Raw genomic sequence first — 23,200 nt, 5'->3', positions numbered from 1 at the left:
GGGCCCTCGGTTGTGTCGCGCATGTGGCGTTCGTATGGGCTGTTTGTGCACACCGACTGGTTGGTTAAACCCGCTGCGGCCGCCGCACATCCCCGTTTGGTCGGGGATGTGCGGCTGTTGTTTTCGTGGTCGGAACTCAGTCCAGTGCGCCGAGCACCGGCGGCAGCTCCGCGGTGTGCACCACCGCGAGTCGCTGGGTCGCTCGGGTCAGTGCCACGTAGAGGTCGTTGAGCCCGCGCGGTGATTCGTCGAGAATGCCCTGGGGTTCGACCAGATAGACCGCGTCGAATTCCAGACCCTTGACCTCGTGCACCGTCAGCACCCGGACGGATTCGCCAGCCAGCCCGGTGAAATCGGCGACCAGCGCGTGCGGTGTGATGACCGCGGTGGTGCCGGGTCCGGTCTCGGCCGCGACCAAATCCGCTACCGTGCTGCGCAATTCGCTCGGTTCGACGCCGTGTGCGCGTGGTTTCACGCCCGTCTCGCGTACCGACCGCGGCACGGCCGCACTCGGATCGATCGCGGCGAGCACATCGGCGGCGACCGCCATGATCTCCGCGGGGGTCCGGTAGTTCACGGTCAACTCGGTGCGCTTCCACCGTTGCGCCACATAGGGTTCCAGCATCGCCTGCCAGGACGACGCGCCCGCCGGATCGCCGGTCTGGGCGACATCGCCGACCACCGTGACCCACCGGTTCGGAATGCGGCGCATCACCATCCGCCAGGCCATCTCCGAAAGCTCTTGCGCCTCATCGACGATCACATGGCCGTAGGTCCAATTGCGGTCGCCCGCAGCGCGTTCCGCGGTTGTCTGCCGGTTGCGCACATCCTGACGTTCGGCCAGCTGGCTGGCATCGATCAGGTCGTAGGCCATCAAGATCTCCGGATCGAGTTCGTCCTCGAGATCCTGTGGGGCCGAACCGGTCAGGATGTCGAGCGCGTCCTGGGCCTCGGCCAGCTGCGCCCGCCAGCGGCGGCGGGCGCGTTCGCGTTCCTCGGTGTCGTCGATGCCGAGCAGTTCGGCGAGCTCGTCGAGCAGCGGTGCGTCGGGTGCGCTGAACTCACCGTTGTCCGAGCGCTCCAGCTCGGCCCGGTCTGCCGGGTCCAGACTGCTCGCGGCGCGGTCGAGTCGCTTCGGATCGGCCAGCAGTTCGGCGAGCACGTCCTGTGGTGACAGGATCGGCCACAGTTTGCCGATGGCCGCCTGGATTTCCGGGTCGGCGCGCATTTCGTCCCGGATCTCGGCGAGATCGGTTCGGCTGAGCAGACTTTGGCCCCCGGACAGATCCGCGCCCATGGTCTGGGCCAGCTGTTCGGTGAGTGCGTCGATAACCGAGGAGGCGAAGATCGGGCGGGCCAGATTGTGCGGACGCCGCGATGAGCGCGCCCGGCCGCGGGCCTTGGTGGCGATCTTGCGGTCGAGGGTGACCGGGTAGCCGTCGAAGCTCAGCCGGATCGGTTCGGCGGGTACCTCCTGACGGTCGCGCACCGCCTGTTTGAGCACCTCCAGCATGGCCAGCGAGCCCTTGATCTCCCCGGCGCCCAGCGAATCCTCGCGGGTGGCCTTAACCCCCGGATACAGATCGCCGATGGTGGACAGCAGCACACCGGTCTCACCGAGCGAGGGCAGCACCTGGCCGATGTAGTCGAGGAAGGTGGCGTTGGGACCGATGATCAGCACGCCGCTCTTGGCCAGCTGCTGGCGGTAGGTGTAGAGCAGGTAGGCCGCGCGGTGCAGCGCGACGGCGGTCTTGCCGGTGCCGGGACCGCCCTGGACCACCAGCACACTCTTGTGCTCGGAGCGAATGATCGCGTCCTGCTCGCTCTGGATGGTCTCGACAATGTCGTTCATATGGCCGGTGCGGGCGGCATTGAGCGCCGAGAGCAGCGCGCTCTCGCTGCCGACCCCGCCCTCGCCAGCGGTCACACCTGCGGTGCGGGCGGCCTCGAGGTCCAGGTATTCGTCGTTGATGGCCGTGACCCGCCGATTGCGGGATCGGATATGCCGACGCCGGACCACCCCGTCCGGGGCGGCGGTCGTCGCGAGATAGAACGGACGGGCAAGGGGCGCACGCCAATCCAGCAGCAGCGTCTCGTAGTCGTCCTTCTCGTCGAGGATGCCGAGGCGGCCGATATAGCGGTACTCGGCATCCGAGTCGCCGTCGAGGTCGATGCGGCCGAAACACAGACCGTGCTCGGCGGCGTCGTATTTGGCCAGGTCCTCGGAGTAGAGCTGGCTGAACGATTCGCGTTCGGTGCGGGCCTGCGGGGTGCCACCGGTTTCCAGCAGGACGGTGCGCAGTCTATTCGTGGCGTATTCGCGCATACCGTCGAGTCGTTCATAGAGCACCGACAGATATGTCTGCTCCTGGTCGATCTCGCGGTTCCGCTCGGGTGCGCCGTCGGGTACGGCACGGTCCTGAGTGAGACGGTCGGGCAAACTGAACTCCTTGTCACCGCGATGAGCCGGGTGCACACGCAGACTACGTTGCCCGCGAACGCTCGGAAAACAGAGTTGTCGAGTCTACTGCTGGTTCGGCGTGCTCGCTGTAACCGCAGGTAGAGGGTCCGTGAGTGGATTGTCCGGGACCGGGATGAAGTGTTGGACGACGGGAAACGGATCGTAGAAGTGGTGCAGCAACTGCTTCCAGCGCTGGTATCCCGCGGACCCGCGGAAACCATCAACATGATCGGCCAGTCGCTCCCATCCCACCAGCAGTAAGTAGGTGTCGGGCGCCTCGACGCAGCGCGACAGCGATAGCGACCGGAAGCCGGGCATACTCGCGATGATCGGCCTGGCCTCGGCGAACGCTGTCTCGAAGGCCGCCGACTGTTCGGGGTGCACGGGGAGCAGGGCGTGTTCGATGATCATGAAAACCTTCAGGAAGCGTGGGTGTTATTGGGTCTGCGGCCCAGTGGATCGGTGCCTTCCCGGCGTCCGGTCGGCTTGGCCCGGTACATCGCCAGATCGGCGTCGTGCAATACCGCCTCGGGTGTGCGGTTGTCGCCTTCCTCGAGTTCGGTGACGCCGATCGAAGCGTTCACCTCGATCCGGTGCCCGCGGGCGATGATCGGTTCTGCCATGGTCGAGCGCAGCCGCCGCACCAGGGCGTCGATATCGACGCGCCGGGTCCGTCCGGCGAGCAGCACCAGGAATTCGTCGCCGCCGAGCCGTCCGACCAGATCGGTGCCGCGCAACGCACGCTGCAGTCGCTGGGCCACGATCTGCAATACGGTGTCGCCGATCGCGTGGCCGAGGGTGTCGTTGATCGCCTTGAAGCCGTCCAGGTCGATGAACAGCACCGTCGAAACCGGCAGATCCGCGCTGCTGGCCAGCGCATTGGCGAGCTGGGACAGGATCAGCGAACGGTTGGCCAGTCCGGTCAGCGAGTCGTGGGTGGCCTGATACTCCAGTTGCCTTCGGCTGGCCCGGAATTCGGTGATGTCGGCGAATGACGACACCGCGGGCGAATCCGGATCGCCCGGATTGAGCAGGCGCGAGCTGCCCGAGAGCCAGCGGCGCTGTCCGTCCTGGCGGTCGACGCCGAAGATATAGCCGGTGATCGTCTCGCCGGTCGCCAGGGTCCGCGCGACGGGATGCCTGCTCGGCGGCAGTGGCTGGGCATTGGCGTCGAGCAGCACCAGCGGCAGTTCGTCGATGGTGGCGCCGATGATTTCGCGGCGGTCGTCGGAGCCGAAGATGCGCGCGGCCGCGGGATTGGCCGATTCGATGCGGCCGTCCCGATCGATCACCACCACGCCCTCCTCCAACTGCGAGACGACGGTGGTGAAATGCTGTTCGGCCCGGCGTTGCGCGGCCTCGGCGGCGCGCTGCGCGGTGAGATCGTGGATGACCACCTGATAGGCGAGATGGTCGTGCCATGCGGTGAGCACCGATACCGTCTCGACCGGGACGGTATCGCCGTCGACCCGGACCAGCTCCATTTCGGTGGGTTCGGAGGCGGCGCCCGCGAAGGTCAGGTCACTGGTGCCGGCCAGCATGCCGGGCACCGAATCGGGGTGGATGAAGCGGGTCAGCGGCTGGCCGATCACCTGGTCGGAGCTCTCGGCGGCCAGCATGCGCATGGTGGCCTGGTTGGCGTAGACGATGGTGCCGCGCTCGTGTACCACGATCCCGTCCGGGGTGTGCTCGACCAGGGATCGGTAGCGCTGCGCAAGCTGTTCGGCCTCGATACCGACGTCGGCCGCCTTGTCCTGATCCACTCGAACCCCCGATCGTCGACCCGGTTATGGCCATTGGAACATGGGATTATTCTGGTCTCGACGTCTACAAGATCACATCGTCCACGCTATTGCTTCGATCACAGTTCGGGCACTTCATCGGGCACTATCCGATGATCATTACAAAGCCCGGATCTGCGCACATTCCCGAGCCGAACGTCCGTCGGCCCGGGGAGGTCGGTGAAGGAACGATGCCATGCCGGGTACCAACTCGAAGCGCGAAGAGCACCGTCACGATCATATGACGATCGCCGGAATCGGTGCCGTTACCGGGTACGGCTGGGGTCGGGAGGCCCTGTGGCACGGGTTGCTGAGCGGTAAGTCGGCGGCCACGCTGCAACCCGGCTACGGTGCGGGCCGCGATGAGCACGCCTGGGTGGCGCTGATTCCCGATGGCGGCGATCCCGTGGTGAGCAGCAGCAACTACGGGCGCGCGCTGCAGGAGGCGGGTCGCGAGGCGATCGCCGACGCGTCCGCGCGCGGCTGGCGGCCGGGAGGCACCGTCGGCGTGCTGCACGCGACGGTGCTCGGCGACGTCGCCAATTGGCGCGATTACTACCTCGCCGATCACGGGCACCGGCGCTCCCGCGACTACCTGCCACTATTGCCCTCCACCCCGATCTCGGTGCTGCAGCAGGAATTCGGCTTCCATGGTCCCTCGATGAATATCTCGGCGTCGTGCGGTTCGGCGAATGTCGCACTGATCACCGCTCAACTATGGCTGGACAGCGGTGTCGCCGATGATGTGATCTGCGTGGCCACCGATATGTCGGCCACCCCCGAGGTGCTCGAGCACTTCGTCCGGCTCGGTGCCGCGGTCGGCGATACCGAACCGCTGCGCGCCTGTCGCCCCTTCCAAGAGGGCAGCCGCGGTTTCGGCATGGGCGAGGCGTCGATCGCCTTCATCCTGACTCGCTCGGTCGAGCGGCCCTACACCGCGGTGCTCGGCGGTGGTATGACCAATGACGCCTATCACGTGGTATCGGTCGATCCCGGGCACACCTGGATCTTCGACTGCGCACGGCGCGCGCTCGCCGCCGCCGGCGTCGACACCGCGGATGTGCGGTACTTCAACGCACACGGCACCGGCACGTGGCAATGCGATGTGGCCGAGCGGGATCTGCTCGCGCGGATGTTCGACGATCGACCGCAGGTCTATTCGATCAAACCGCTGACCGGCCACTGCCAGGGCGCGGCGGCCGGTATCGAGGTGGCCGCCGCGGCACTGGGCTACGACCGGGGCATCGTGCCCGCCGCACCCATCGTCGCGACCGGGTATGAGCGGCTGCTGGACGGTCCGACGCCGTTCGCGGGCGGGATCACGGTGAAGCTGTCGCTCGGTATGGGCGGGAACAATTCGATGGTGGTGCTCGGTCCGGTCGACTGAGCCCGGCCGATGCTCACGGCAGGGGGACCGACCAGCACAACTTCGTCCCGGGCATGGCGTCCGGTTCGTGCGTACCCGCCACCGCCGGTCCGATGGTGAAGTGACCGTCCGACTTTTCGGCCCGCTGCTCCAGATTCCGCAATCCGCGGCGGATCACGTGATTCGGGATGCCCCAGCCGTCATCGGTGACCACGATGGTCAGGTCGTCGGCCACGCTGATCTCCACCGTGACGTTCGCCGCGCCGGAATGCCGCACCGCATTGCTCACCGCCTCGCGCACCACCGCCTCCGCGTGATCGGCCAGTTCGGCCTCCAGCACCGACAGCGGACCGGTCACCTGCACGGTGGCCCGTAGCGGTGCGTCGGCACTCTGCTGGCGCACCGCGTCCTCGATCCGCTGCTGTAGCCGGATGCTGCTGCCATTGCCGCCGTGCAGATCGAAGATCGAGGTCCGGATCTCCTGGACCACTTCCTGCAGATCACTGATGACCGTCGAAAGATGCTGGCGCACTTCGGGAACCTCGGCCCGCGGCAGCACGCCCTGCAGTCTCAGTCCGATCGCGAACAGCCGCTGTATCACATGGTCGTGCAGGTCGCGGGCGATGCGGTCGCGGTCGGCGAGGATATCGAGTTCGCGCATCCGGCGCTGGGTTTCGGCCAGCTGCATGGCGAGTGCGGCCTGATCGGTGAAGGCGTTGGTCAGCTCGACCAGTTCATCGGTATAGGGCGGCGACCCGATCGGCCGCACGGTGACCAGCGTGCCGAGGGTGGCGTCGGGAGTGCACAGCGGCAGGATCAGCGCGGGCCCGATATCGTCGAGCGGCACACCGAGATCGATCAGCGCGGCATCGTCGAAGCGCAGCGGTGTGCGGCGGGTGAAGGCCTCGCCGAGTGCGGTGCCCTCGGCGTCCACGGTCAGCCCGTCGAATCCGCTACCCGGACCGGACCATTGGGTAATGACCAGTTCGGATACCGCCGCGAGCTGCGGTTGCGGGGCGGCGGTGCTGGCGAGGAACGATTGGTGCGATCCGGTGAGCAGGCGCGCGTGATCGACCACATGCGCGAGCACCAGATCGGGTTCGCTGCCTGCGAGGAATTCGGTGGCGATATCGCGGGTGGCCTCGATCCAGGCCTGTCTGGTGCGCGCCGATTCATAGAGCCTGGCATTGTCGACCGCGATACCGGCGGCGGCCGCCAAGGCCTGCACGAGCACATCGTCGTCCTCGGTGAAGGGCTGGCCATTGGCCTTCTCGGTCAGGTAGAGGCTGCCGAAGACTTCGTCGCGGATGCGCACGGGCACACCGAGGAACGTGTGCATCGGCGGGTGGTGTGCCGGAAAGCCCACCGATGCCGGATGTTTCGACAGTTCGTCGAGGCGCAGCGGTTTGGGCTGGGAGAACACCTCGCCGAGTACGCCGTGTCCGGCGGGGAGCCGGCCGATGGCTTCCCTGGTCTTATCGTCGATGCCCTCATCGAGGAACTGCGTGACCTGCTGTTCGTGGCCGCGCACGGCCAGCGCGCCATAGCGGGCGTCGACCAGGCTGGTCGCGGTGTGCACGATGGCGCGCAGGGTTTCGTCGAGATCGAGGCCCGAGGTGACAGTCAGCATCGCCTCGACCAAGCCGTCCATCCGGTCGCGTGAATCGATGATCAGCTCGACGCGTTCCTTGACCTCCGACAGGAGCTCCCGGAGCCGCAGTTGCGAGAGCGTGTCGCGTACCGAATAGGGGCCGCTACCCAACTCTTCGGTCATGTCGGCATCCTGTTCTGGTGTGTGCGCAACAGCGCCTAGGCCAGTCTAGTTGGCCGATCGGGGACTTTCGGCCCTGTTCGCGACGTCGGAGCAGTGATGGCATGGTCGCACCGGGAATAGAAAGTAGGGTTGTCCTATGAATTCGCCGTTGCGTTCGTCGGAGGTGTGGGCAACCGCCGCCGATCCCGAACTGGCCGTGACCACCCGGGGCGCGGTGCCGCCCGCGGATGTGACCAGGGCTGTGCGGGGGATCGGTCGCGTGCTGCGCCGACATCACCTCGACGCGGCGGCACGGGTGCGGGTGACCGCACCGGTGGATGCGGACGAACCGACGTTGGTACAGGCCAACATTCGCATACACGACACCCCGACCCGGGTGCAGGTCACCGGGCCGCGCGGCTTCGCGGTGACCTTCGCCGTCGAACGGCTGGACCGCCAGATCGCCCGGCTGGCGACCAAGCAGTCACGCGAGTGGCCCGATCCGGCGCGTCCGCCCCTGGCCCGGGTCACCGAGCCGCGCCCGATCGTGCGGAGGAAGCACTGTGCGTTGCTGACTGGTACGCCCGCCGAGGCGACCGCGGTGTTGGATGCGATGGATTACGACGCATACCTTTTCATCGATGCCGAGACCGGTGAGGATGCCGTGGTGTCCTGGGCTGATTCACTGGGCATCCAGATGGCCAGGCAGCGCACCACTATCGCGCCGGAGGCCCCGACGGATAGGCCGCTGACGGTGAATTCGCTCCCGGTGATCATGACTGCCCAGCCAGCGCCGACGCTACTCGAAGAGGCGGCGGTGACCAGGCTGTGCCGCAATGGCCTGCCGTTCCTGTTCTTCACCGACGCAGATACCGGTCGGGGCAGGCTGCTGTACCGCCGCTACGACGGGGATCTCACGATCGTCATTCCGGTCGGTTAACCCTCCCGCAGTTTGGAGGCCAGCACCGCGGCCTGGGTACGCCGTTCCATGCCGAGTTTGGCGAGCAAGCGGGATACGTAATTCTTGACGGTCTTCTCCGCCAAGAACATTCGCGCCGCGATCTGCCGATTGGTCAATCCCTCGCCGAGCAATGCGAGCAGTCGGCGTTCTTGTTCGGTGAGTCCGGCGAGTGGTCCGTCGTTTTCGGTGCTGCTGCGCAGCCGCGCTTTGAGCGCGATTGCCGCGCGGTTATCCAAGAGCGAACGACCGGCGCCGACCTCCTTGATGGCGGCCGCCAATTCCATGCCCTTGATGTTCTTCACGACATAGCCGCTCGCGCCCGCCAGGATCGCGTCCAGCATGGCGTGCTCGTCGGTGTAGGACGTCAAAATGAGACAATGCAAACCGTCGATTTCGGCGAGCAGATCGCGGCACAGTTCGATGCCGTTCCCGTCGGGTAGTCGGACGTCCAGTACGGCCACATCGGGTTGCAGCGCGTGAATGCCCGTCATGGCGGTGGCGACGTCGCCCGCCTGGCCGATCACCGTGAGTTCCGGATCGCTCTCCAGCAGGTCGACGAGGCCGCGTCGGACGATCTCGTGGTCGTCGACGAGGAACACAGTGATCACGCGACCTCCCATGTGCTGCAGGGGATCTCGCGCCCCTGATTGTCTCACTCCGACAAGGTATCTCGTCGCGGCGCACACCGGTATGCCGGAGCTGACAATTTCGAGTAATTGCCGACTCGAATTTACCAGCGCGAGTTACGGAACTCCGGTAGAAACCGACCGCGCGAAAGGCTTTGTATGAATCATGGTTCCAGGTATGCTATGGCCGAAAGTCATTCATAGAGGTCTTTGGCAGCGTGGCCTGGAGGGCCCCATGCACAGTTATCTCGAACAATGACATATTCAGCGCAGCTCGATTTCGGCAATATTTTCGGTCCGCCGGAGAGCTGTCCCGATTGTGGTTCGGACGCCATCGGCACCTTGGACGACCTTCGGGATACCCTGTTCGGCTGCCGAACGTGCGGCGTGCAATGGCGGCTGGCGCACGGTCGGACCATTCTGGAGATCCCGGCTTTCGATGCGCAGCCGGTGCCCGAAGAATGGACTTGCCCATGAGAATCGGACTGATCGTGCCACCGTGAGTGCCGGTACCGCCGCTCGCGTACGGCGGCACCGAAGCGGTGGTCGGCAAACTCGTGTCGGGTCCGTCCATCGGATGAACGCGGAGCAGGGCGTGCACCGTGCGGTCCAGTTGCCGGGCTCGCGCATCGAAAACTGGTGATGATCACCGAGATCCGCGAATCCGGGGAGTGCCGCTATTACACTGAGCGGGTGCGTCCACTGAGGGGCCCCGACGATCCGGAACCGCGCGGTGAGCGCTCGAGCCGGGCCATGCTGCCCTCGCCGGTCGCTTGACGGGCCCATGGGGTGACGGTGTCGATCCGGGCGCGCCGCGGGCGGTCGCCGGGGTGACCCTGGTCGAGGGATCGACGTTCTGCATCAGTGAGGACGGCGGTGTCATCAGCCCGAATCGTCCCGAGGGACTGTTCGTTCGCGATACCAGGGTGCTGTCGCGATGGCGGCTGACCGTCGACGGATTGCCGCCGCAGCCGCTCACCGTCCAGCATGCAGAGCCCTACAGTGCGACGCTGCTGGCCAGAACGCCGCCGCGGCCGGGGCGCGCCGACAGCACCGCGCTGGTGAGCGTCGCTCGGCATGTCGGCGACGGTATGCGCGAGGACCTGACGGTGCGCAATCTTTCCGGTGCGGCCATCAGCTGTGTGGTCGCGTTGGAGCTCGACGCCGATTTCGCGGATCTGTTCGAGGTGAAGGAGGGGCGGGTCGGCGACACCGTTGTGGTCACCAAGAGCAAGGCGATGGCGGGCTCGCTCGAGATCAGCCGGACCGATCTGGCCTTGGCGGTGACGGTGACCGCCGCGGGGGCGACCGCGACCGATCGCGAATTGCGGTGGGAGGTGGATCTGCCGGGCCGCGGTGATTGGTCGGCGTGCATTCAGTACCAGCCGATGCTGGGATCGCCCGTGACGCCGCGGCATGTGTGCGGGAAGCCGGTATCGCACAGCGCGCCAGCGCGGCGGATGCGGGAATGGTACGAGAACTCGCCGCTGGTCCGGACCGGGGACGAGACGCTGGCCGCGGTATTGCGCCGCGCCGTCGTCGATCTCGGTGCGCTGCGCATCTTCGACCCGGGGCATCCGGAGCGGGCGGTGGTCGCCGCCGGTGCGCCGTGGTTCATGGCGCTGTTCGGGCGGGACTCGCTGCTCACTTCCTGGATGGTGTTGCCGCTGGATCGGAGGTTGGCCGTCGGCACCTTGCAGAGCCTGGCCGGCTTGCAGGGCAGTGAGATTCGCGAGGTGACCGAGGAACAGCCGGGCCGGATTCCGCACGAGGTGCGATTCGGGCGGGCGGCGACGCTGCTGCTCGGCGGTGACACCGTGTACTACGGAACCGCCGACGCCACACCGCTGTTCGTGATGTTGCTGGGTGAGCTGCACCGATGGGGACTCGATGCCGAAACCCGGGACGAGCTGCTGCCGCATGCGGATCGGGCACTGGAATGGATCGAGCGCTTCGGTGATGTGGACGGTGACGGATTCGTCGAATACGAGCGCGCGGCCGAGCACGGGTTGGCGAATCAGGGCTGGAAGGACTCCTGGGACGGGGTGAATTTCGCCGACGGCCGATTGCCCGAGGCGCCGATCGCGCTGGCCGAGGTGCAGGGGTATGTGTACGCCGCGTATCTGGCGCGGGCGGCGCTGGCGGTCGATATGGGCGATCACGCGATCGCGGATCGGTTCCGTACCAAGGCGGCCGCGCTGAAGGCCACCTTCAATACCGCGTTCTGGCTGCCCGAGCAGGGTTGGTTCGCCATCGGCCTGGATCGGGACAAGCGGCCGATCGACGCGCTGACCTCCAATATCGGGCACTGCCTGTGGACCGGGATCATCGATGAGGACAAGGCGGGCCGGGTCGCGGACCATCTGCTGTCGCCGCAGATGTTCAGCGGGTTCGGGATCCGCACACTGGCCACCGATATGGGCGCTTACAACCCGGTCAGCTATCACAACGGCTCGGTGTGGCCGCACGACAATGCGATCTGCGCCGCCGGGCTGATGCGCTACGGCTACACCGAACACGCCAACCGCGTGATCGACGGGGTGCTCGACGCGTCGACCCGATTCGGCTATCGACTGCCCGAGCTGTTCAGCGGATTCGACCGCGCGGAATTCGACGCGCCGGTGCCGTATCCGACCTCCTGCTCACCGCAGGCGTGGGCGTCCGCGGCGCCGCTGCTGTTCATGCGGAGCATGTTGCGGCTCGAACCCGGCGGCGGGTCGGCCTCGGTCGCGCCCGCGGTGCCGGACCGGTATCTGCCGCTGCGGGTGAGCGGGGTGCGGGTGGGGGCGGATGTGCTCACGGTCACCGTGGACAATGAGGGGTGGCAGCTCAGCGGGTTGTCAGGAAAGTTGCGTCGATCGGATACTTGACCTGGGCGGATGCCCGGTGTGCGCGGCGCGCGGGGAAACTTGTCGGTGGGTCGGCCTAGCATGGCGCTGGGGGTATCACGTCTGTTGAACCGACACGATCGAGAAGGGACCACCTGGTGGCGGAACGCCTCACTGTGCGCGGAGCTCGGGAGCACAACCTCAAGGGGATCGACCTCGATCTGCCCCGCGACAGTCTCATCGTGTTCACCGGTCTATCCGGTTCGGGCAAGTCCAGCCTCGCCTTCGACACGATCTTCGCCGAGGGACAGCGCCGCTATGTCGAATCGCTATCGGCCTACGCCCGCCAGTTCCTCGGGCAGATGGACAAGCCGGATGTCGACTTCATCGAGGGCCTCTCGCCCGCGGTCTCGATCGATCAGAAGTCGACCAATCGCAACCCCCGTTCCACCGTCGGCACCATCACCGAGGTCTACGACTACCTCCGTCTGCTCTACGCCCGCGCCGGTACCCCGCACTGCCCGGTCTGCGGTGAGCTCATCGCCAAGCAGACCCCGCAGCAGATCGTGGACCAGGTGCTCGCCATGGAGGAGGGCATCAAATTCCAGGTGCTCGCGCCGGTGGTGCGCACGCGCAAGGGTGAATTCGTCGATCTGTTCGATCAGCTGAACTCCCAAGGATATTCGCGAGTCCGGGTCGACGGCGTGGTGTATCCGCTGACCGATCCGCCGAAGCTGAAGAAGCAGGAGAAGCACGACGTCGAGGTCGTGGTGGACCGGCTCCAGGTGAAGCCGAGTTCCAAACAGCGCCTGACCGATTCGATCGAGACCGCGCTGCGGCTGGCCGATGGCATCGTGGTACTGGACTTCGTCGACCGCGACGAGCATGCGCACGATCGTGAACGCCGCTTCTCCGAACGGCTGGCCTGCCCCAATGGGCACCCCCTCGATATCGAGGATCTCGAACCGCGCTCGTTCTCGTTCAACTCGCCCTACGGCGCATGCCCCGACTGCACAGGTCTGGGTATCCGCAAAGAGGTCGACCCGGATCTGGTGGTGCCGGATCCCGAGCTGAGCCTGGCCGATGGCGCGATCGCACCGTGGTCGCGCGGGCAGACCGCCGAATATTTCACCAGGCTGCTGTCGGGTCTGGCCGAATCCATTGGCTTCTCCATGGATACGCCGTGGCAGGATCTGCCGCCGAAGGCGCGCAAGGCGGTGCTGGAGGGCAGCTCTGATCAGGTGCACGTCTCCTATACCAACCGGTACGGCCGGAAGCGTTCGTATTATGCCGATTTCGAGGGTGTGATGCCGTTCCTGCAGCGGCGCATGGAGAACACCGAATCCGAGCAGATGAAAGAGCATTACGACGGGTATATGCGCGATGTGCCGTGCCCGGTCTGCAATGGGGCTCGGCTGCGGCCCGAGATTCTGGCCGTCACCATCGCATCGGGCGGTGAGCAGAAGTCCATTGCCGATGTGAGCGACCTGTCGATCGGTGATTGCTCGGCATTCCTGAACGCGCTGACCCTGGGGGAGCGGGAGACCGCCATCGCCGGGCAGGTGCTCAAGGAAGTGCAGGCGCGGCTCGGGTTCCTGTTGGATGTCGGGCTGGAGTATTTGAGCCTGTCGCGGGCGGCGGCGACGCTGTCCGGTGGTGAGGCGCAGCGCATCCGGTTGGCGACCCAGATCGGGTCCGGACTGGTCGGGGTGCTGTATGTGCTGGACGAACCGTCGATCGGTCTGCATCAGCGCGATAACCGTCGGCTCATCGAAACCCTCACTCGGCTGCGGAATCTCGGCAATACGCTGATCGTGGTCGAACACGATGAGGACACCATCCGGGCCTCGGACTGGGTGGTCGATATCGGTCCGCTGGCCGGTGAGCACGGCGGTCAGGTGGTGCACAGCGGTCCGTACCAGGAACTGCTGACCGATGCGAATTCGCTCACCGGCGCTTATCTTTCGGGCCGCGAGCGGATCGAGGTGCCGATGGTGCGGCGGCCGGTCAGCAAGAAGCGGCAGCTCACCGTCGTCGGGGCGAATGAGCACAACCTGCGCGGAATCGATGTGAGCTTCCCGCTCGGCGTGCTCACCGCGGTCACCGGTGTATCGGGTTCGGGTAAGTCCACACTGGTCAACGACATCTTGGCGACCGTGCTGGCGAACAAGCTCAACGGTGCACGGCAGGTGCCGGGTCGGCATATGCGGATCAATGGACTCGATCATCTGGACAAGCTGGTGCAGGTGGATCAGTCCCCGATCGGACGCACGCCGCGCTCGAATCCGGCCACCTACACCGGTGTTTTCGACAAGATCCGCACCCTGTTCGCCGCGACCACCGAGGCCAAGGTGCGCGGCTACCAGCCCGGCCGGTTCTCGTTCAATGTCAAGGGCGGCCGCTGCGAAGCATGTTCGGGCGACGGCACTTTGAAGATCGAGATGAACTTCCTGCCCGATGTATATGTACCGTGCGAGGTGTGCCACGGCGCCCGGTACAACCGGGAAACCCTGGAGGTGCACTACAAGGGCAAGACCATCGCCGAGGTGCTGGATATGTCGATCGAGGAGGCGGCAGAATTCTTCGAGCCGGTCACCTCGATCCACCGGTACCTCAAGACGCTGGTCGACGTCGGTTTGGGCTATGTCCGCCTGGGCCAGAGCGCACCGACGCTTTCCGGTGGTGAAGCGCAGCGCGTGAAATTGGCGGCCGAACTACAGAAGCGCTCGACCGGCCGAACCGTCTACATCCTCGACGAGCCGACCACCGGCCTGCACTTCGAGGACATCCGAAAGCTGCTGCTGGTCATCAATGGACTGGTGGACAAGGGCAATACGGTCATCGTCATCGAGCACAACCTGGACGTCATCAAGACCTCGGACTGGGTGATCGATATGGGCCCCGAGGGCGGCTCCGGCGGTGGCACGGTCGTGGCCGAGGGTGCCCCAGAAGATGTTGCGGTGGTTGGCGGCAGCTACACCGGTCAGTTCCTGAAGGAGGTCTTGGCGCTACCCGCCGCGACCGCGCCGAAGGCGCCCGCCAAAAAGGCGGCGAAGAAGGCTCCGGCGAAGAAGACCGCTGCCAAAGCGGCGGCGAACAACTCCTCGACCGCGAAGGCAGCAGCGACCAAGATCCCCGCACCCAACGCCGCCGCCGCAAAGCGCGCCTCCCGAAAGGCCGCTGCTCTGCGCTGATCTCGGGCCGCGCGCCCCTTGTCGCGCCTACACGCTCTACGGGGTGTAACGGTGCGGCAAGGGGTGTGTCGATACATTCACCAATGAGCTATGGGCGCGGGTCGTATGGCTCGACCCGCGTCGAATGGTGACCGCCTCGGCTGTGTTCCGATCCGCGACGATCACCAGGTGCAGGACCCCGCGTCAGGTCGGGTGGTGTTCCGGAAGCTGCCTCACTCGGTCAGCCGATGAAGGACTGGGGGCCGAGGCGGCCCCATGCCACGAACACGGCCACGGCGAGATAGACCAGATTCACCACTACCGGCAGGCGTTCGCCGTGGCGGAGATGGGTGATCATGGCACCGACCATCAGCGCTATCCAGCAGATGGCGGTCACCGGCACCATCACCGGTGCGATATCGAGCACGGCGGGCAGGATCAGACCGGCCGCGGCCAGGATCTCGAGGACTCCGAGGGATTTGACGAAGCCAGCGCTGATCTCGCCGGTCCATGCCCCGCCGGGGGCGGCGGCCAGCTTCTCCCTGGGCACAAACGTTTTGGTGATGCCGCCGAACAGGGCGACTGTGGCCAGCAGTCCGGCGCAGATCCACAAGGCGACATTCATGAGTTTTCTCCTTCGTGAGCGGTTCGCCCACAAGACGCCGGTGCCGCGATCCTTGTGACAACCCGGATTCATGACGTGCGCCACAAGCAGGCCGCTCGCTGCGCAACCACCTGATCCTCGATCTGGTTGCAATCTGCCATCGGATGATCTACGGTCGGTTCTACCGATTGCAAAACGCAAGCAGATTGCGAGGGCTGCGCATGGTCGACACTGAGCCGCAGGTAGCAGATGGAAAAGTGTTGTGGCACTTCACAATGTCGCTGGACGGTTTCGTGGCGGGGCCGAACCATTCGATGGAATGGATGACCGGATTCTCGATCCGTCAAGGGCTGATCGGGGAGTACGTCGATACCACTGGTGCCGTGCTCGCGGGTCGGGACGGTTGGGACGCCGGGGGCGAAAGCCGCCCGTATGGCGGCGCCTGGCACGGACCGGTCTTCGTGCTGACCCATCACCCCGAGGACGCGACACCCGCCGACGGAGTCACCTTCCTGACCTGTGACCCCGCCGAGGCGGTGCGGATCGGGCTGGCGGCGGCGGGCGGCAAGAACCTCGAAGTGTTCTCGCCAACCATTGGCCGTCAGTTCCTCGAACTGGGACTGATCGACGAGATCGACCTCCACATTGCACCGATCCTGCTCGGCGAGGGCATCCGGCTGTACGACAACCCGGGCGGTGCGCCGATCCGCCTCCGCCGAGTCGGTGCGGGCGATCCCGTCTCGGTCGTCAACGTCCGATACCGACCGAGCGCAACCTGATGCCTCAGCGGTTCGCGACCGTATGGATCAGCTCGGCGAGCTCCTTGTATTTGGACCACATCGGCCAATGTCCGGTGGGTAGATCGAGGTATTCGGCATCTATCTTGGCCAACTCGGCGAACATCGGTTCCCGGCCCGCGTCGCGGAGCTTTTTGACCAGATCGGCGGTGATGCTGTTGCAGATCACCGTGGTCGGGATGACAAGGCGCGCAGGTGAATCGCTGAGCTGCAGGGGAGCGGCGGCGACCCCGGTGGGTTCGGAGACGGCGCGCTCGCGGAAGCGGGTCAGGGACGCCTCGTCCAGTCCGGTGAGGCTATTGCCCTCGGCCTCCAACCGGCCCCAATCCGGCAGTGCGAGTTCGCGAATCGATTCGTCCAGGGCGGAATTGAGAATGAAACCATTGGGGAGCGGAGCGGCGTCGACATAGATGCCGCGGCTGAAGCGTTCTGGGGCGATATCGGTCGCGAGATAGGCGGCCGCCGCGCCGCCGGAGTGCGCGACGACCACCACTGCTTCATCTGGGGCAATGGCGTCGAGAATGGCCTGCGCCTGTAATTCCAGGGTGGCGTCGAGCCGGTCGTCATCGTCCGGATCGAGTCCGGGCAAGGTCAGTGCCAGCACATCGTCACCCCGGCCGCGCAGATCATCCGCGACGTCGTCCCATGCCCACGCGCCGAGCCAGAATCCGGGAATCAGAAGTATCCGTGCCATCGCGTGAGCATCGCATGCCGAACCTCCGAGAACACAATTGCCCAGCAATTCGGCTGGTTGTCGAGATGTCCACGCGTACAACGCCTTTCATTGTTCATGAGGTGAACCGAATCGGCCGGGCGAGATCGTTCCGTGATAAGCGCGACCGTGAACCTCGGGGCTTGCCCCGCGCCGCAACCCCGCTTCGGTCGCAGCCTGCCCAGGGACGATGCGGACATCGCTGCGTCCAGTCTGCGGCGCTGCGGAATCAGTCCGGTATCAAGAGGTCATGGGCGCGCCGAACCAGCGCGTCAGTGCACTCATGAGCCGATCGGCATCGGGTTGTCCGGCCGTGCTGGCAGCCCACGCGATATACCCGTCCGGTCGAATGAGCAGCGCGTCGGCGGGGGCGTCGGGGCTGGTCGCGACTACCGTATCGACGCGATCGCGCCAGGGCTCGGCGAGCTCGGCGAAGCCGGTGTCGTCCGCGAGGACGAGCAGCGCCGGTCGTGCTCCGTGCAGGAGGTCGGCGACGCGCGCCGCTCGGCCTTCGATTTCGATGGACAGTTCGGGGACCAGATATCCGGCCAGCGGATGCGGGTCGCCGATGTCGTAGTGGACATCGGATCCGGCGAGCAGGTTTGCGATATGGGCGGTGGTGGCCGGGATTTCGAGTAGTTCGGTGAAGAGTTTGCGCATGGCGGTGACCTGCGGGCCGGGGGCCATCAGGGCGAGTTGCGACAGCGAGTGCATCATGACGCGCTCGCCGACCGGATAGCGCTCGGACTGGTAGGTATCGAGCAATCCCGTTGGCGCCCAGCCGTTCACGTGTGCGGCAAGCTTCCAGCCGAGATTGGCCGCGTCCTGCAATCCCAGATTGAGGCCGGGTCCGCCCATGGCGGAGTGCACATGTGCGGCATCGCCGACGAGGAAAACGGAGCCGTCGCGATAGCGTTCGGCCTGCCGGGTGTTCTGGCCGGTGATCCGGCGCAGCGCATGCGGGCCCGGACCGTGCGGCGGTTGGATCGGCACGTCGACACCGAGTACCCGCCGCACGCTGTCGCGCAGCTCAGCCACCGTCATCGCCACCTCCTCCGGCACTGGTTCGGTATCGAATTCGATGGTGGCGACGATCGGTCGGCCGGGTTCGAGCTCGGCGAAGACAAAGCCGCCGTGCTCGAAGCGATTGTGTCCGAACGGAAGCCTCCCGAAGCCGGGAATCTCGATACCGCGGTCGGCGGTGCGCAGCTCTTCGGGCAGGCTGACATGCGCCATCCGAGTGGTCGAGCCCTCGAATGTGCTTCCGGGAAAATCGATTCCAGCGCGCTTGCGGACCACGCTCTTGCCGCCGTCCGCCCCGATCAGGAAGGTGGTGTCGATCTCGTAGTCGCCGTCGGGACCGGTCACCGACACCGTCACGCGATCATCGTGCCGTACCAGCTCGGTCAGCTCATGCCCCCACCGGATCTCCACGCCCAGTTCCAGTGCCCGTTTTTCCAACAGGCGCACCAACTTCGGCTGCGGGAGCATCAGCATATACATCGGATTTTCGCGCAGTTGCGCGAACGACATCGGAATGCCGCTGAACCCATAGCCCGGCAGCGCACGGGGCACACCGGGCGCGCCGCCGAATTCGTGATAGAGACCGCGCATATCGAGCAGCCGAATCACCTGGCCGACAAGGCCGTTCGCTTTCGGCTCGGCGCTCGGTTCGTCGAGTTTTTCCAGTACGATCGGATGAACTCCGGCAAGTGCGAGTTCGCATGCGAGCATGAGACCGTTCGGTCCGGCGCCGGAAATGATGACGTTGACAGAGTTTTCGGGCATGGCGAATAGACCCCTTTATTTCATTGTGTGATTTGTGGAGATTCAGTCGGTCGTGGGCGCCGGAAGTCCGGCGGCCACATCATCGATGGCCTGCCGCAGGAGTGCGGTGATCAGCACCGGCGGATCCGCGTGGACATAGGTTTCGGTCGCGGCCTGATGGACGGCGCCGAGCGCCCCGGCGACCAGGCGTGGGTACAGGTCGCGCACCGGATCGGTGCCGGTGCGTTCGGCGATCGCCTCGACCCAGTCGTCGAATACGCCCTTGGACAACGCGACTCGCGTCTCCGGAGCGTCCAGCAGTTCGCGGATCACCGCGAGTTGTTCCGGCCGCGGCGGTGCGAGTTCGGCGCCATCGGCCTCCAGCGGTTCGACGATGGCCGTGCGGATCGAGATCCACAGCGGTTCATCGGCCGGCCGCCCGCGGAGTATGGCGAGGCTGCGCCTGACCCGCTCGACCTGCCGGTAGACCAGCGCCTCGTGCTTGCCGGTGAAGTAGTTGTTGAAGGTCCGCACGGACACGCCCGCACGGGCGGCGATGTCGTCCCTGGTGATATTCCCGAGGCCGCGGGCGAACGCCAGCTCCAGCGCGGCATCGCTCAGCGCCAGGCGCGTATCGCGTTTCTTGCGTTCACGAAGACCGAGCTGTTCGTCCGACATGACACAAGCTTAGCCGCAATCTTGCCCGACGGGCAAGATTGCCCGGCGGGCAATTTTTCGGGATCAGTAGATCGGACCGGTGTACTTCTCGCCCGGCCCCTTGCCGGGCTCGTCGGGATGTGCCGAGGCCTCGCGGAAGGCGAGTTGCAGCGACTTCAGGCCGTCACGGTAGGGACCGGCGTGCGGCCCGAAGTATTCGATCGACGAGGTGATCAGTCCGGCGAGTGCGGTGATCAGGCGACGCGCCTCGTCCAGATCGCGGCGTGGGCTGTTGTCCGGATCCTCGTCGGCGAGTCCGAGCTTCTCCGCCGCCGCGCTCATCAACATCATCGCGGCGCGGCTGATGATCTCGACCGCCGGGATATCGGCCAGCTCGCGGACCTCGGTCGCGTCGGATACTGCCTCGTCACTCATGTGCACGAGGATGGCATCGTGGTGGGCGGGCGCGCTCGGCGGGGCGGGGCGATTCGGCGATAGCGAGCGGGAATGTTAGACTTTCCGCTGACGACCGCCCCGGGCTTGCTCGGGGCTGATAAGTGGAGCCCGACTCCCACCGTTGCCGACGAGCAATCGTACTGGTTAAACGGTCCGGTCATCCGCCCTTCCGGGGCGGTTTTCTTGTGCAGAGGGTCCTCGTTGGGGATCGTCACGGACAAGGTCGACACGAGCTGCTCGTGGTCGAAGGCCGGTCGACTCGGGCCCCGAGGCGGAATACCGCACCGGGGCTTTTGCGTTGAAAAGGGGTTGCAGTTATTGCGTGCGGTCGTCGGACGACACCGCTTGACCTAGGAGGCCCCATCAGCACTGAGACCCGCATCAACGATCGCATCCGCGTTCCCGAGGTCCGACTCATCGGACCGGGTGGTGAACAGGTTGGGATCGTGCGTGTTGAAGATGCACTACGCGTCGCCCTCGAGGCGGACCTCGACCTGGTCGAGGTTGCGCCGGATGCCCGTCCACCGGTCTGCAAGATCATGGACTACGGCAAGTTCAAGTACGAGACGGCGCAGAAGGCGCGCGAGTCTCGCAAGAACCAGGTGCAGACCGTGATCAAGGAGCAGAAGCTCCGTCCCAAGATCGACGACCACGACTACGAGACCAAGAAGCGCAACGTTGTTCGCTTCCTCGAGGCGGGTTCCAAGGTCAAGGTGACGATCATGTTCCGCGGTCGTGAGCAGTCGCGCCCCGAGCTGGGCTTCCGGCTGCTGCAGCGTCTGGCCTCCGACGTCGCCGAGTTGGGTTTCGTCGAGACCTCCGCCAAGCAGGACGGTCGCAATATGACCATGGTCCTCGCGCCCCACAAGGGTGCGAAGACGCGGGTGAAGGCGCAGGAGGATTCGCGGGCACCGCGTCCTGCCGCCACCGAGGCTCCGGCCGCTCCCGCACCGGCTGCGGACGCGCCGGCAGCCGAGCAGGCCGCCTCGGCCGACCCGCAGTAATACCGATCAGAAACCGGTGGTCCGCGAGGACCACCGGTACGAGACAGATAGAGGAATCCATGCCGAAGATGAAGAGCCACAGCGGCGCCTCGAAGCGATTCAAGGTTTCGGGCCGTGGCAAGCTGCTGCGTCAGCAGGCGAACCGTCGCCACCTGCTCGAGCACAAGTCCACCCGCCGGACTCGTCGTCTGGACGGCACGGAGTCCGTCGCGTCTGTTGACGTCCCTCGCGTCAAGCGCCTGCTCGGTCTCTGAGATCGCAAGCGACCGTCGATAGGTCGCTCGAAGGCAAGCACCCGCGCGACCGGGACTCCGGACGCCGACCACCGACCAATTTTCGGGGCGCTACGCATGCGCCCCCTAGATCTAAAAGGACTGACCCATGGCACGCGTCAAAAGGGCCGTCAACGCTCAGAAGAAGCGTCGTTCCGTTCTCGAGGCCTCCAAGGGCTACCGTGGCCAGCGCTCGCGGCTGTACCGCAAGGCCAAGGAACAGCAGCTGCACTCGCTCACCTACGCCTACCGGGACCGCCGGGCGCGCAAGGGTGACTTCCGCAAGCTGTGGATTGCCCGCATCAACGCTGCGGCGCGCATCAACGACATCACCTACAACCGCTTCATCCAGGGCCTGAAGGCCGCCGGTGTCGAGGTGGACCGCAAGATCCTCGCCGAGCTTGCCGTTTCCGACGCCGAGGCGTTCGCGGGTCTGGTCGCCGTCGCCAAGGCTGCGCTCCCGCAGGACGTCAACGCCCCGGCTGCCTGATTCGCCGCTGCGTGACGACACAGCATTCGGAACGACCCGTGGACGCGCTCTCCGAGCGCAATCCGCGGGTCGTTTCCGCTGTCAAGCTCCATCGTTCCGTTGCCCGCCGCAAGACCGGGCTGTTCCTCGCCGAGGGTGCGAATTCGGTTGCGGCGGCGTTGGATACGGGGCGGGTGCGGGAGCTGTTCTATTCGATGCACGCCGCCACGCGGGAGCACGAGCTGATCGCCGGTGCCGCCGCCGCGGGCGTGCGCACCACGCTGGTGAGCGAGCGCGCCGCCGAACATCTCGGTGAAACCGTCACTGCGCCGGGGCTTGTCGCGGTGTGCGACCAGGTCGACGTTCCGCTGACGGACGTACTGGCCGAGCGGCCGACGCTACTCGCCATCCCGGTGGAGATCGCCGAACCCGGTAATGCGGGCACCCTTATTCGAGTCGCCGACGCGGTGGGCGCGAATGGCGTTGTGCTGGCGGGGGATACGGTCGATCCGCACAATGGCAAATGCGTGCGTGCTAGTGCGGGCAGCCTGTTCCATGTACCGATCGCGCGGCACCGCGATATCGGCGAAGTGCTCGATGCCGTTGTGGCAGAAGGCATTAAGATACTCGCTACCGCCGCCAATGGTGAGGTCGGTCTGGACGAGGCCGATGAACTGCTGGCCGGTCCGGTGGCCTGGCTGTTCGGCAACGAGGCGCACGGCCTGGATCCGTCGGTCGCCGCCCGGGCCGACCACCGGGTGCGTATCCCGATCCACGGCCGCGCCGAGAGTCTCAACCTCGCCGCCGCAGCCGCTATCTGCCTGTACGCGAGTGCGCGGGTTCAGCACACGAAATAGGCGGGGCGCGAACTCCCCTGATTCTCGCCGGTTCGACTAGCGGTCCACACCAAGATACCCGACGAACCCGTCAGGACCCACCACAACGGACTACCCACCAACCACTACTGCCTACTCATACCCGACAGCGCGGCATGAATACGCTACGTGGGATTGAGGCAAAAGGGTCAGTCGCGGACCTGGCGAGGCTTACCTGTCCAGGGATCGCCATACCTCTCGTAAGGGTTCCCGAGTTCGGAGGCCCTTCGTTCGCCCTGTTCAATGAGATCGGCTCGGAACACCTCATTGGAGCCGATTTCGTCATCAGAGATGTCCAAATATCCGCGGACGCCATTGTAGCCGTGAGCAATTCGCCCAATCGACTCGTTGATAGAGGCATCCCATGGCTCCCACGACCGGCCCCCGCCCGGGAAGGCTCCGAATCGTATGTACCCCTTGGATGCAAGTTCCCGAATCGTCTCCAAGACCGTTTCCCGCGAATAGTTTTCGGGGGTTATGGCCGCCACCATTCCGTCGAAGGTGCCGATCGGTGCCCAATCGTCGGTCAGCTCATAAAGGAGGTGACCGGTCCCCGATGACGGGACCACCCGGTCTTTGAGTCCGGGTTGTTTTCGATCCAGTTTCAGTTGATGTCGCAGGCCACGGGGTGGTGGGTG

Annotated in this window: 20 protein-coding genes; 9 read left to right on the top strand and 11 right to left on the bottom strand. The window is 65.7% G+C overall.

What is annotated here, in order from left to right; translation table 11 throughout:
• Window positions 1-136: 136 nt before the first annotated feature.
• The 3 genes from ABZW16_RS34950 to ABZW16_RS34940 all read right to left on the bottom strand — a co-directional run bounded on the left by ABZW16_RS34950 (window position 137) and on the right by ABZW16_RS34940 (window position 4,224).
• The gene (locus ABZW16_RS34950) at window positions 137-2,440 is read right to left on the bottom strand and encodes an ATP-binding domain-containing protein (RefSeq protein WP_354960393.1); all 2,304 of its coding nucleotides are present in this window, start codon (window positions 2,438-2,440) and stop codon (window positions 137-139) included.
• 84 nt (window positions 2,441-2,524) lie between these two features.
• Complete coding sequence (locus tag ABZW16_RS34945) at window positions 2,525-2,872, bottom strand: antibiotic biosynthesis monooxygenase (protein WP_354960392.1); 348 nt, start codon at window positions 2,870-2,872, stop codon at window positions 2,525-2,527.
• An 8-nt stretch (window positions 2,873-2,880) separates the two neighbouring features.
• Entirely contained in the window at window positions 2,881-4,224 is a 1,344-nt protein-coding gene (locus ABZW16_RS34940) for a diguanylate cyclase (protein ID WP_354960391.1), read from the bottom strand.
• Window positions 4,225-4,438: 214 nt separating this feature from the next.
• Between ABZW16_RS34940 and ABZW16_RS34935 the strand changes: the two genes are divergently transcribed.
• A complete protein-coding gene (locus ABZW16_RS34935; RefSeq protein ID WP_354960390.1) occupies window positions 4,439-5,629 on the top strand; it encodes a beta-ketoacyl synthase N-terminal-like domain-containing protein in 1,191 nt (396 codons plus the stop codon).
• A gap of 13 nt (window positions 5,630-5,642) precedes the next feature.
• On the opposite strand, the gene ABZW16_RS34930 is transcribed toward ABZW16_RS34935, so the two are convergent.
• Entirely contained in the window at window positions 5,643-7,382 is a 1,740-nt protein-coding gene (locus ABZW16_RS34930) for a GAF domain-containing sensor histidine kinase (RefSeq protein WP_354960389.1), read from the bottom strand.
• Between the two features lie 136 nt (window positions 7,383-7,518).
• Here ABZW16_RS34930 and ABZW16_RS34925 point away from each other — a divergent pair, with 136 nt between their 5' ends.
• Window positions 7,519-8,301 (top strand): sigma 54 modulation/S30EA ribosomal C-terminal domain-containing protein, encoded by a 783-nt coding sequence (locus ABZW16_RS34925; RefSeq protein ID WP_354960388.1) that lies wholly within the window; start codon window positions 7,519-7,521, stop codon window positions 8,299-8,301.
• Here ABZW16_RS34925 and ABZW16_RS34920 read toward each other — a convergent pair.
• Entirely contained in the window at window positions 8,298-8,930 is a 633-nt protein-coding gene (locus ABZW16_RS34920; RefSeq protein ID WP_354960387.1) for a response regulator transcription factor, read from the bottom strand. The genes ABZW16_RS34925 and ABZW16_RS34920 overlap by 4 nt on opposite strands.
• Before the next feature lie 791 nt (window positions 8,931-9,721).
• Here ABZW16_RS34920 and ABZW16_RS34915 point away from each other — a divergent pair.
• Both ABZW16_RS34915 and uvrA read left to right on the top strand, forming a co-directional pair.
• Complete coding sequence (locus ABZW16_RS34915; protein ID WP_354960386.1) at window positions 9,722-11,818, top strand: glycogen debranching N-terminal domain-containing protein; 2,097 nt, start codon at window positions 9,722-9,724, stop codon at window positions 11,816-11,818.
• A gap of 116 nt (window positions 11,819-11,934) precedes the next feature.
• Window positions 11,935-14,970 (top strand): excinuclease ABC subunit UvrA, encoded by a 3,036-nt coding sequence (uvrA, locus tag ABZW16_RS34910; protein ID WP_354960385.1) that lies wholly within the window; start codon window positions 11,935-11,937, stop codon window positions 14,968-14,970.
• Window positions 14,971-15,190: 220 nt separating this feature from the next.
• On the opposite strand, the gene ABZW16_RS34905 is transcribed toward uvrA, so the two are convergent.
• Window positions 15,191-15,574 (bottom strand): DoxX family protein, encoded by a 384-nt coding sequence (locus tag ABZW16_RS34905; RefSeq protein ID WP_354960384.1) that lies wholly within the window; start codon window positions 15,572-15,574, stop codon window positions 15,191-15,193.
• Window positions 15,575-15,774: 200 nt separating this feature from the next.
• Between ABZW16_RS34905 and ABZW16_RS34900 the strand changes: the two genes are divergently transcribed.
• On the top strand, window positions 15,775-16,332 hold the full coding sequence (locus tag ABZW16_RS34900; protein WP_354960382.1) for a dihydrofolate reductase family protein: 558 nt from the start codon (window positions 15,775-15,777) through the stop codon (window positions 16,330-16,332).
• Window positions 16,333-16,336: 4 nt separating this feature from the next.
• Here the strand turns inward: ABZW16_RS34900 and ABZW16_RS34895 are convergent, their stop codons facing one another.
• The 4 genes from ABZW16_RS34895 to ABZW16_RS34880 all read right to left on the bottom strand — a co-directional run bounded on the left by ABZW16_RS34895 (window position 16,337) and on the right by ABZW16_RS34880 (window position 19,921).
• Entirely contained in the window at window positions 16,337-17,044 is a 708-nt protein-coding gene (locus ABZW16_RS34895) for an alpha/beta hydrolase (RefSeq protein WP_354960381.1), read from the bottom strand.
• A 258-nt stretch (window positions 17,045-17,302) separates the two neighbouring features.
• Window positions 17,303-18,850: an FAD-dependent monooxygenase gene (locus ABZW16_RS34890; protein WP_354960380.1), complete on the bottom strand. Its 1,548-nt coding sequence runs from the start codon at window positions 18,848-18,850 to the stop codon at window positions 17,303-17,305.
• A 42-nt stretch (window positions 18,851-18,892) separates the two neighbouring features.
• Complete coding sequence (locus ABZW16_RS34885) at window positions 18,893-19,507, bottom strand: TetR family transcriptional regulator (protein ID WP_354960379.1); 615 nt, start codon at window positions 19,505-19,507, stop codon at window positions 18,893-18,895.
• Window positions 19,508-19,570: 63 nt separating this feature from the next.
• Window positions 19,571-19,921 carry a DUF1844 domain-containing protein gene (locus tag ABZW16_RS34880; RefSeq protein WP_354960378.1) on the bottom strand — a complete coding sequence of 117 codons (351 nt, stop codon included), beginning with the start codon at window positions 19,919-19,921 and terminating at the stop codon, window positions 19,571-19,573.
• A 338-nt stretch (window positions 19,922-20,259) separates the two neighbouring features.
• Here ABZW16_RS34880 and infC point away from each other — a divergent pair, with 338 nt between their 5' ends.
• The 4 genes from infC to ABZW16_RS34860 all read left to right on the top strand — a co-directional run bounded on the left by infC (window position 20,260) and on the right by ABZW16_RS34860 (window position 22,544).
• Window positions 20,260-20,946: a translation initiation factor IF-3 gene (infC, locus tag ABZW16_RS34875; protein ID WP_354960394.1), complete on the top strand. Its 687-nt coding sequence runs from the start codon at window positions 20,260-20,262 to the stop codon at window positions 20,944-20,946.
• A 59-nt stretch (window positions 20,947-21,005) separates the two neighbouring features.
• Complete coding sequence (gene rpmI, locus ABZW16_RS34870; protein ID WP_328411703.1) at window positions 21,006-21,200, top strand: 50S ribosomal protein L35; 195 nt, start codon at window positions 21,006-21,008, stop codon at window positions 21,198-21,200.
• Between the two features lie 127 nt (window positions 21,201-21,327).
• Window positions 21,328-21,708 carry a 50S ribosomal protein L20 gene (gene rplT / locus ABZW16_RS34865; protein ID WP_354960377.1) on the top strand — a complete coding sequence of 127 codons (381 nt, stop codon included), beginning with the start codon at window positions 21,328-21,330 and terminating at the stop codon, window positions 21,706-21,708.
• Between the two features lie 38 nt (window positions 21,709-21,746).
• A complete protein-coding gene (locus ABZW16_RS34860) occupies window positions 21,747-22,544 on the top strand; it encodes an RNA methyltransferase (RefSeq protein WP_354960376.1) in 798 nt (265 codons plus the stop codon).
• 167 nt (window positions 22,545-22,711) lie between these two features.
• Here the strand turns inward: ABZW16_RS34860 and ABZW16_RS34855 are convergent.
• Window positions 22,712-23,200, bottom strand: a 489-nt coding sequence (locus ABZW16_RS34855) for a hypothetical protein (protein ID WP_354960375.1), incomplete at its 5' end; no start/stop codon positions are given.

Origin of the sequence: Nocardia sp. NPDC004604 (genome assembly GCF_040609795.1) — a bacterium.
In the GTDB taxonomy this organism is placed as follows: Bacteria; Actinomycetota; Actinomycetes; order Mycobacteriales; family Mycobacteriaceae; genus Nocardia.
Note: the sequence above shows the minus strand (reverse complement) of the source record. Positions and strands in the feature narration are given on the sequence as shown.

Excerpts from the sequence above, each read along its gene's own strand:
- ABZW16_RS34945 (WP_354960392.1), bottom strand. The coding sequence starts at position 2,872 with ATGATCATCGAACACGCCCTGCTCCCCGTGCACCCCGAACAGTCGGCG.
- ABZW16_RS34935 (WP_354960390.1), top strand. The coding sequence starts at position 4,439 with ATGCCGGGTACCAACTCGAAGCGCGAAGAGCACCGTCACGATCATATG.
- ABZW16_RS34930 (WP_354960389.1), bottom strand. The coding sequence starts at position 7,382 with ATGACCGAAGAGTTGGGTAGCGGCCCCTATTCGGTACGCGACACGCTC.
- ABZW16_RS34925 (WP_354960388.1), top strand. The coding sequence starts at position 7,519 with ATGAATTCGCCGTTGCGTTCGTCGGAGGTGTGGGCAACCGCCGCCGAT.
- ABZW16_RS34905 (WP_354960384.1), bottom strand. The coding sequence starts at position 15,574 with ATGAATGTCGCCTTGTGGATCTGCGCCGGACTGCTGGCCACAGTCGCC.
- ABZW16_RS34900 (WP_354960382.1), top strand. The coding sequence starts at position 15,775 with ATGGTCGACACTGAGCCGCAGGTAGCAGATGGAAAAGTGTTGTGGCAC.
- ABZW16_RS34895 (WP_354960381.1), bottom strand. The coding sequence starts at position 17,044 with ATGGCACGGATACTTCTGATTCCCGGATTCTGGCTCGGCGCGTGGGCA.
- ABZW16_RS34890 (WP_354960380.1), bottom strand. The coding sequence starts at position 18,850 with ATGCCCGAAAACTCTGTCAACGTCATCATTTCCGGCGCCGGACCGAAC.
- ABZW16_RS34885 (WP_354960379.1), bottom strand. The coding sequence starts at position 19,507 with ATGTCGGACGAACAGCTCGGTCTTCGTGAACGCAAGAAACGCGATACG.
- ABZW16_RS34880 (WP_354960378.1), bottom strand. The coding sequence starts at position 19,921 with ATGAGTGACGAGGCAGTATCCGACGCGACCGAGGTCCGCGAGCTGGCC.
- rpmI (WP_328411703.1), top strand. The coding sequence starts at position 21,006 with ATGCCGAAGATGAAGAGCCACAGCGGCGCCTCGAAGCGATTCAAGGTT.
- rplT (WP_354960377.1), top strand. The coding sequence starts at position 21,328 with ATGGCACGCGTCAAAAGGGCCGTCAACGCTCAGAAGAAGCGTCGTTCC.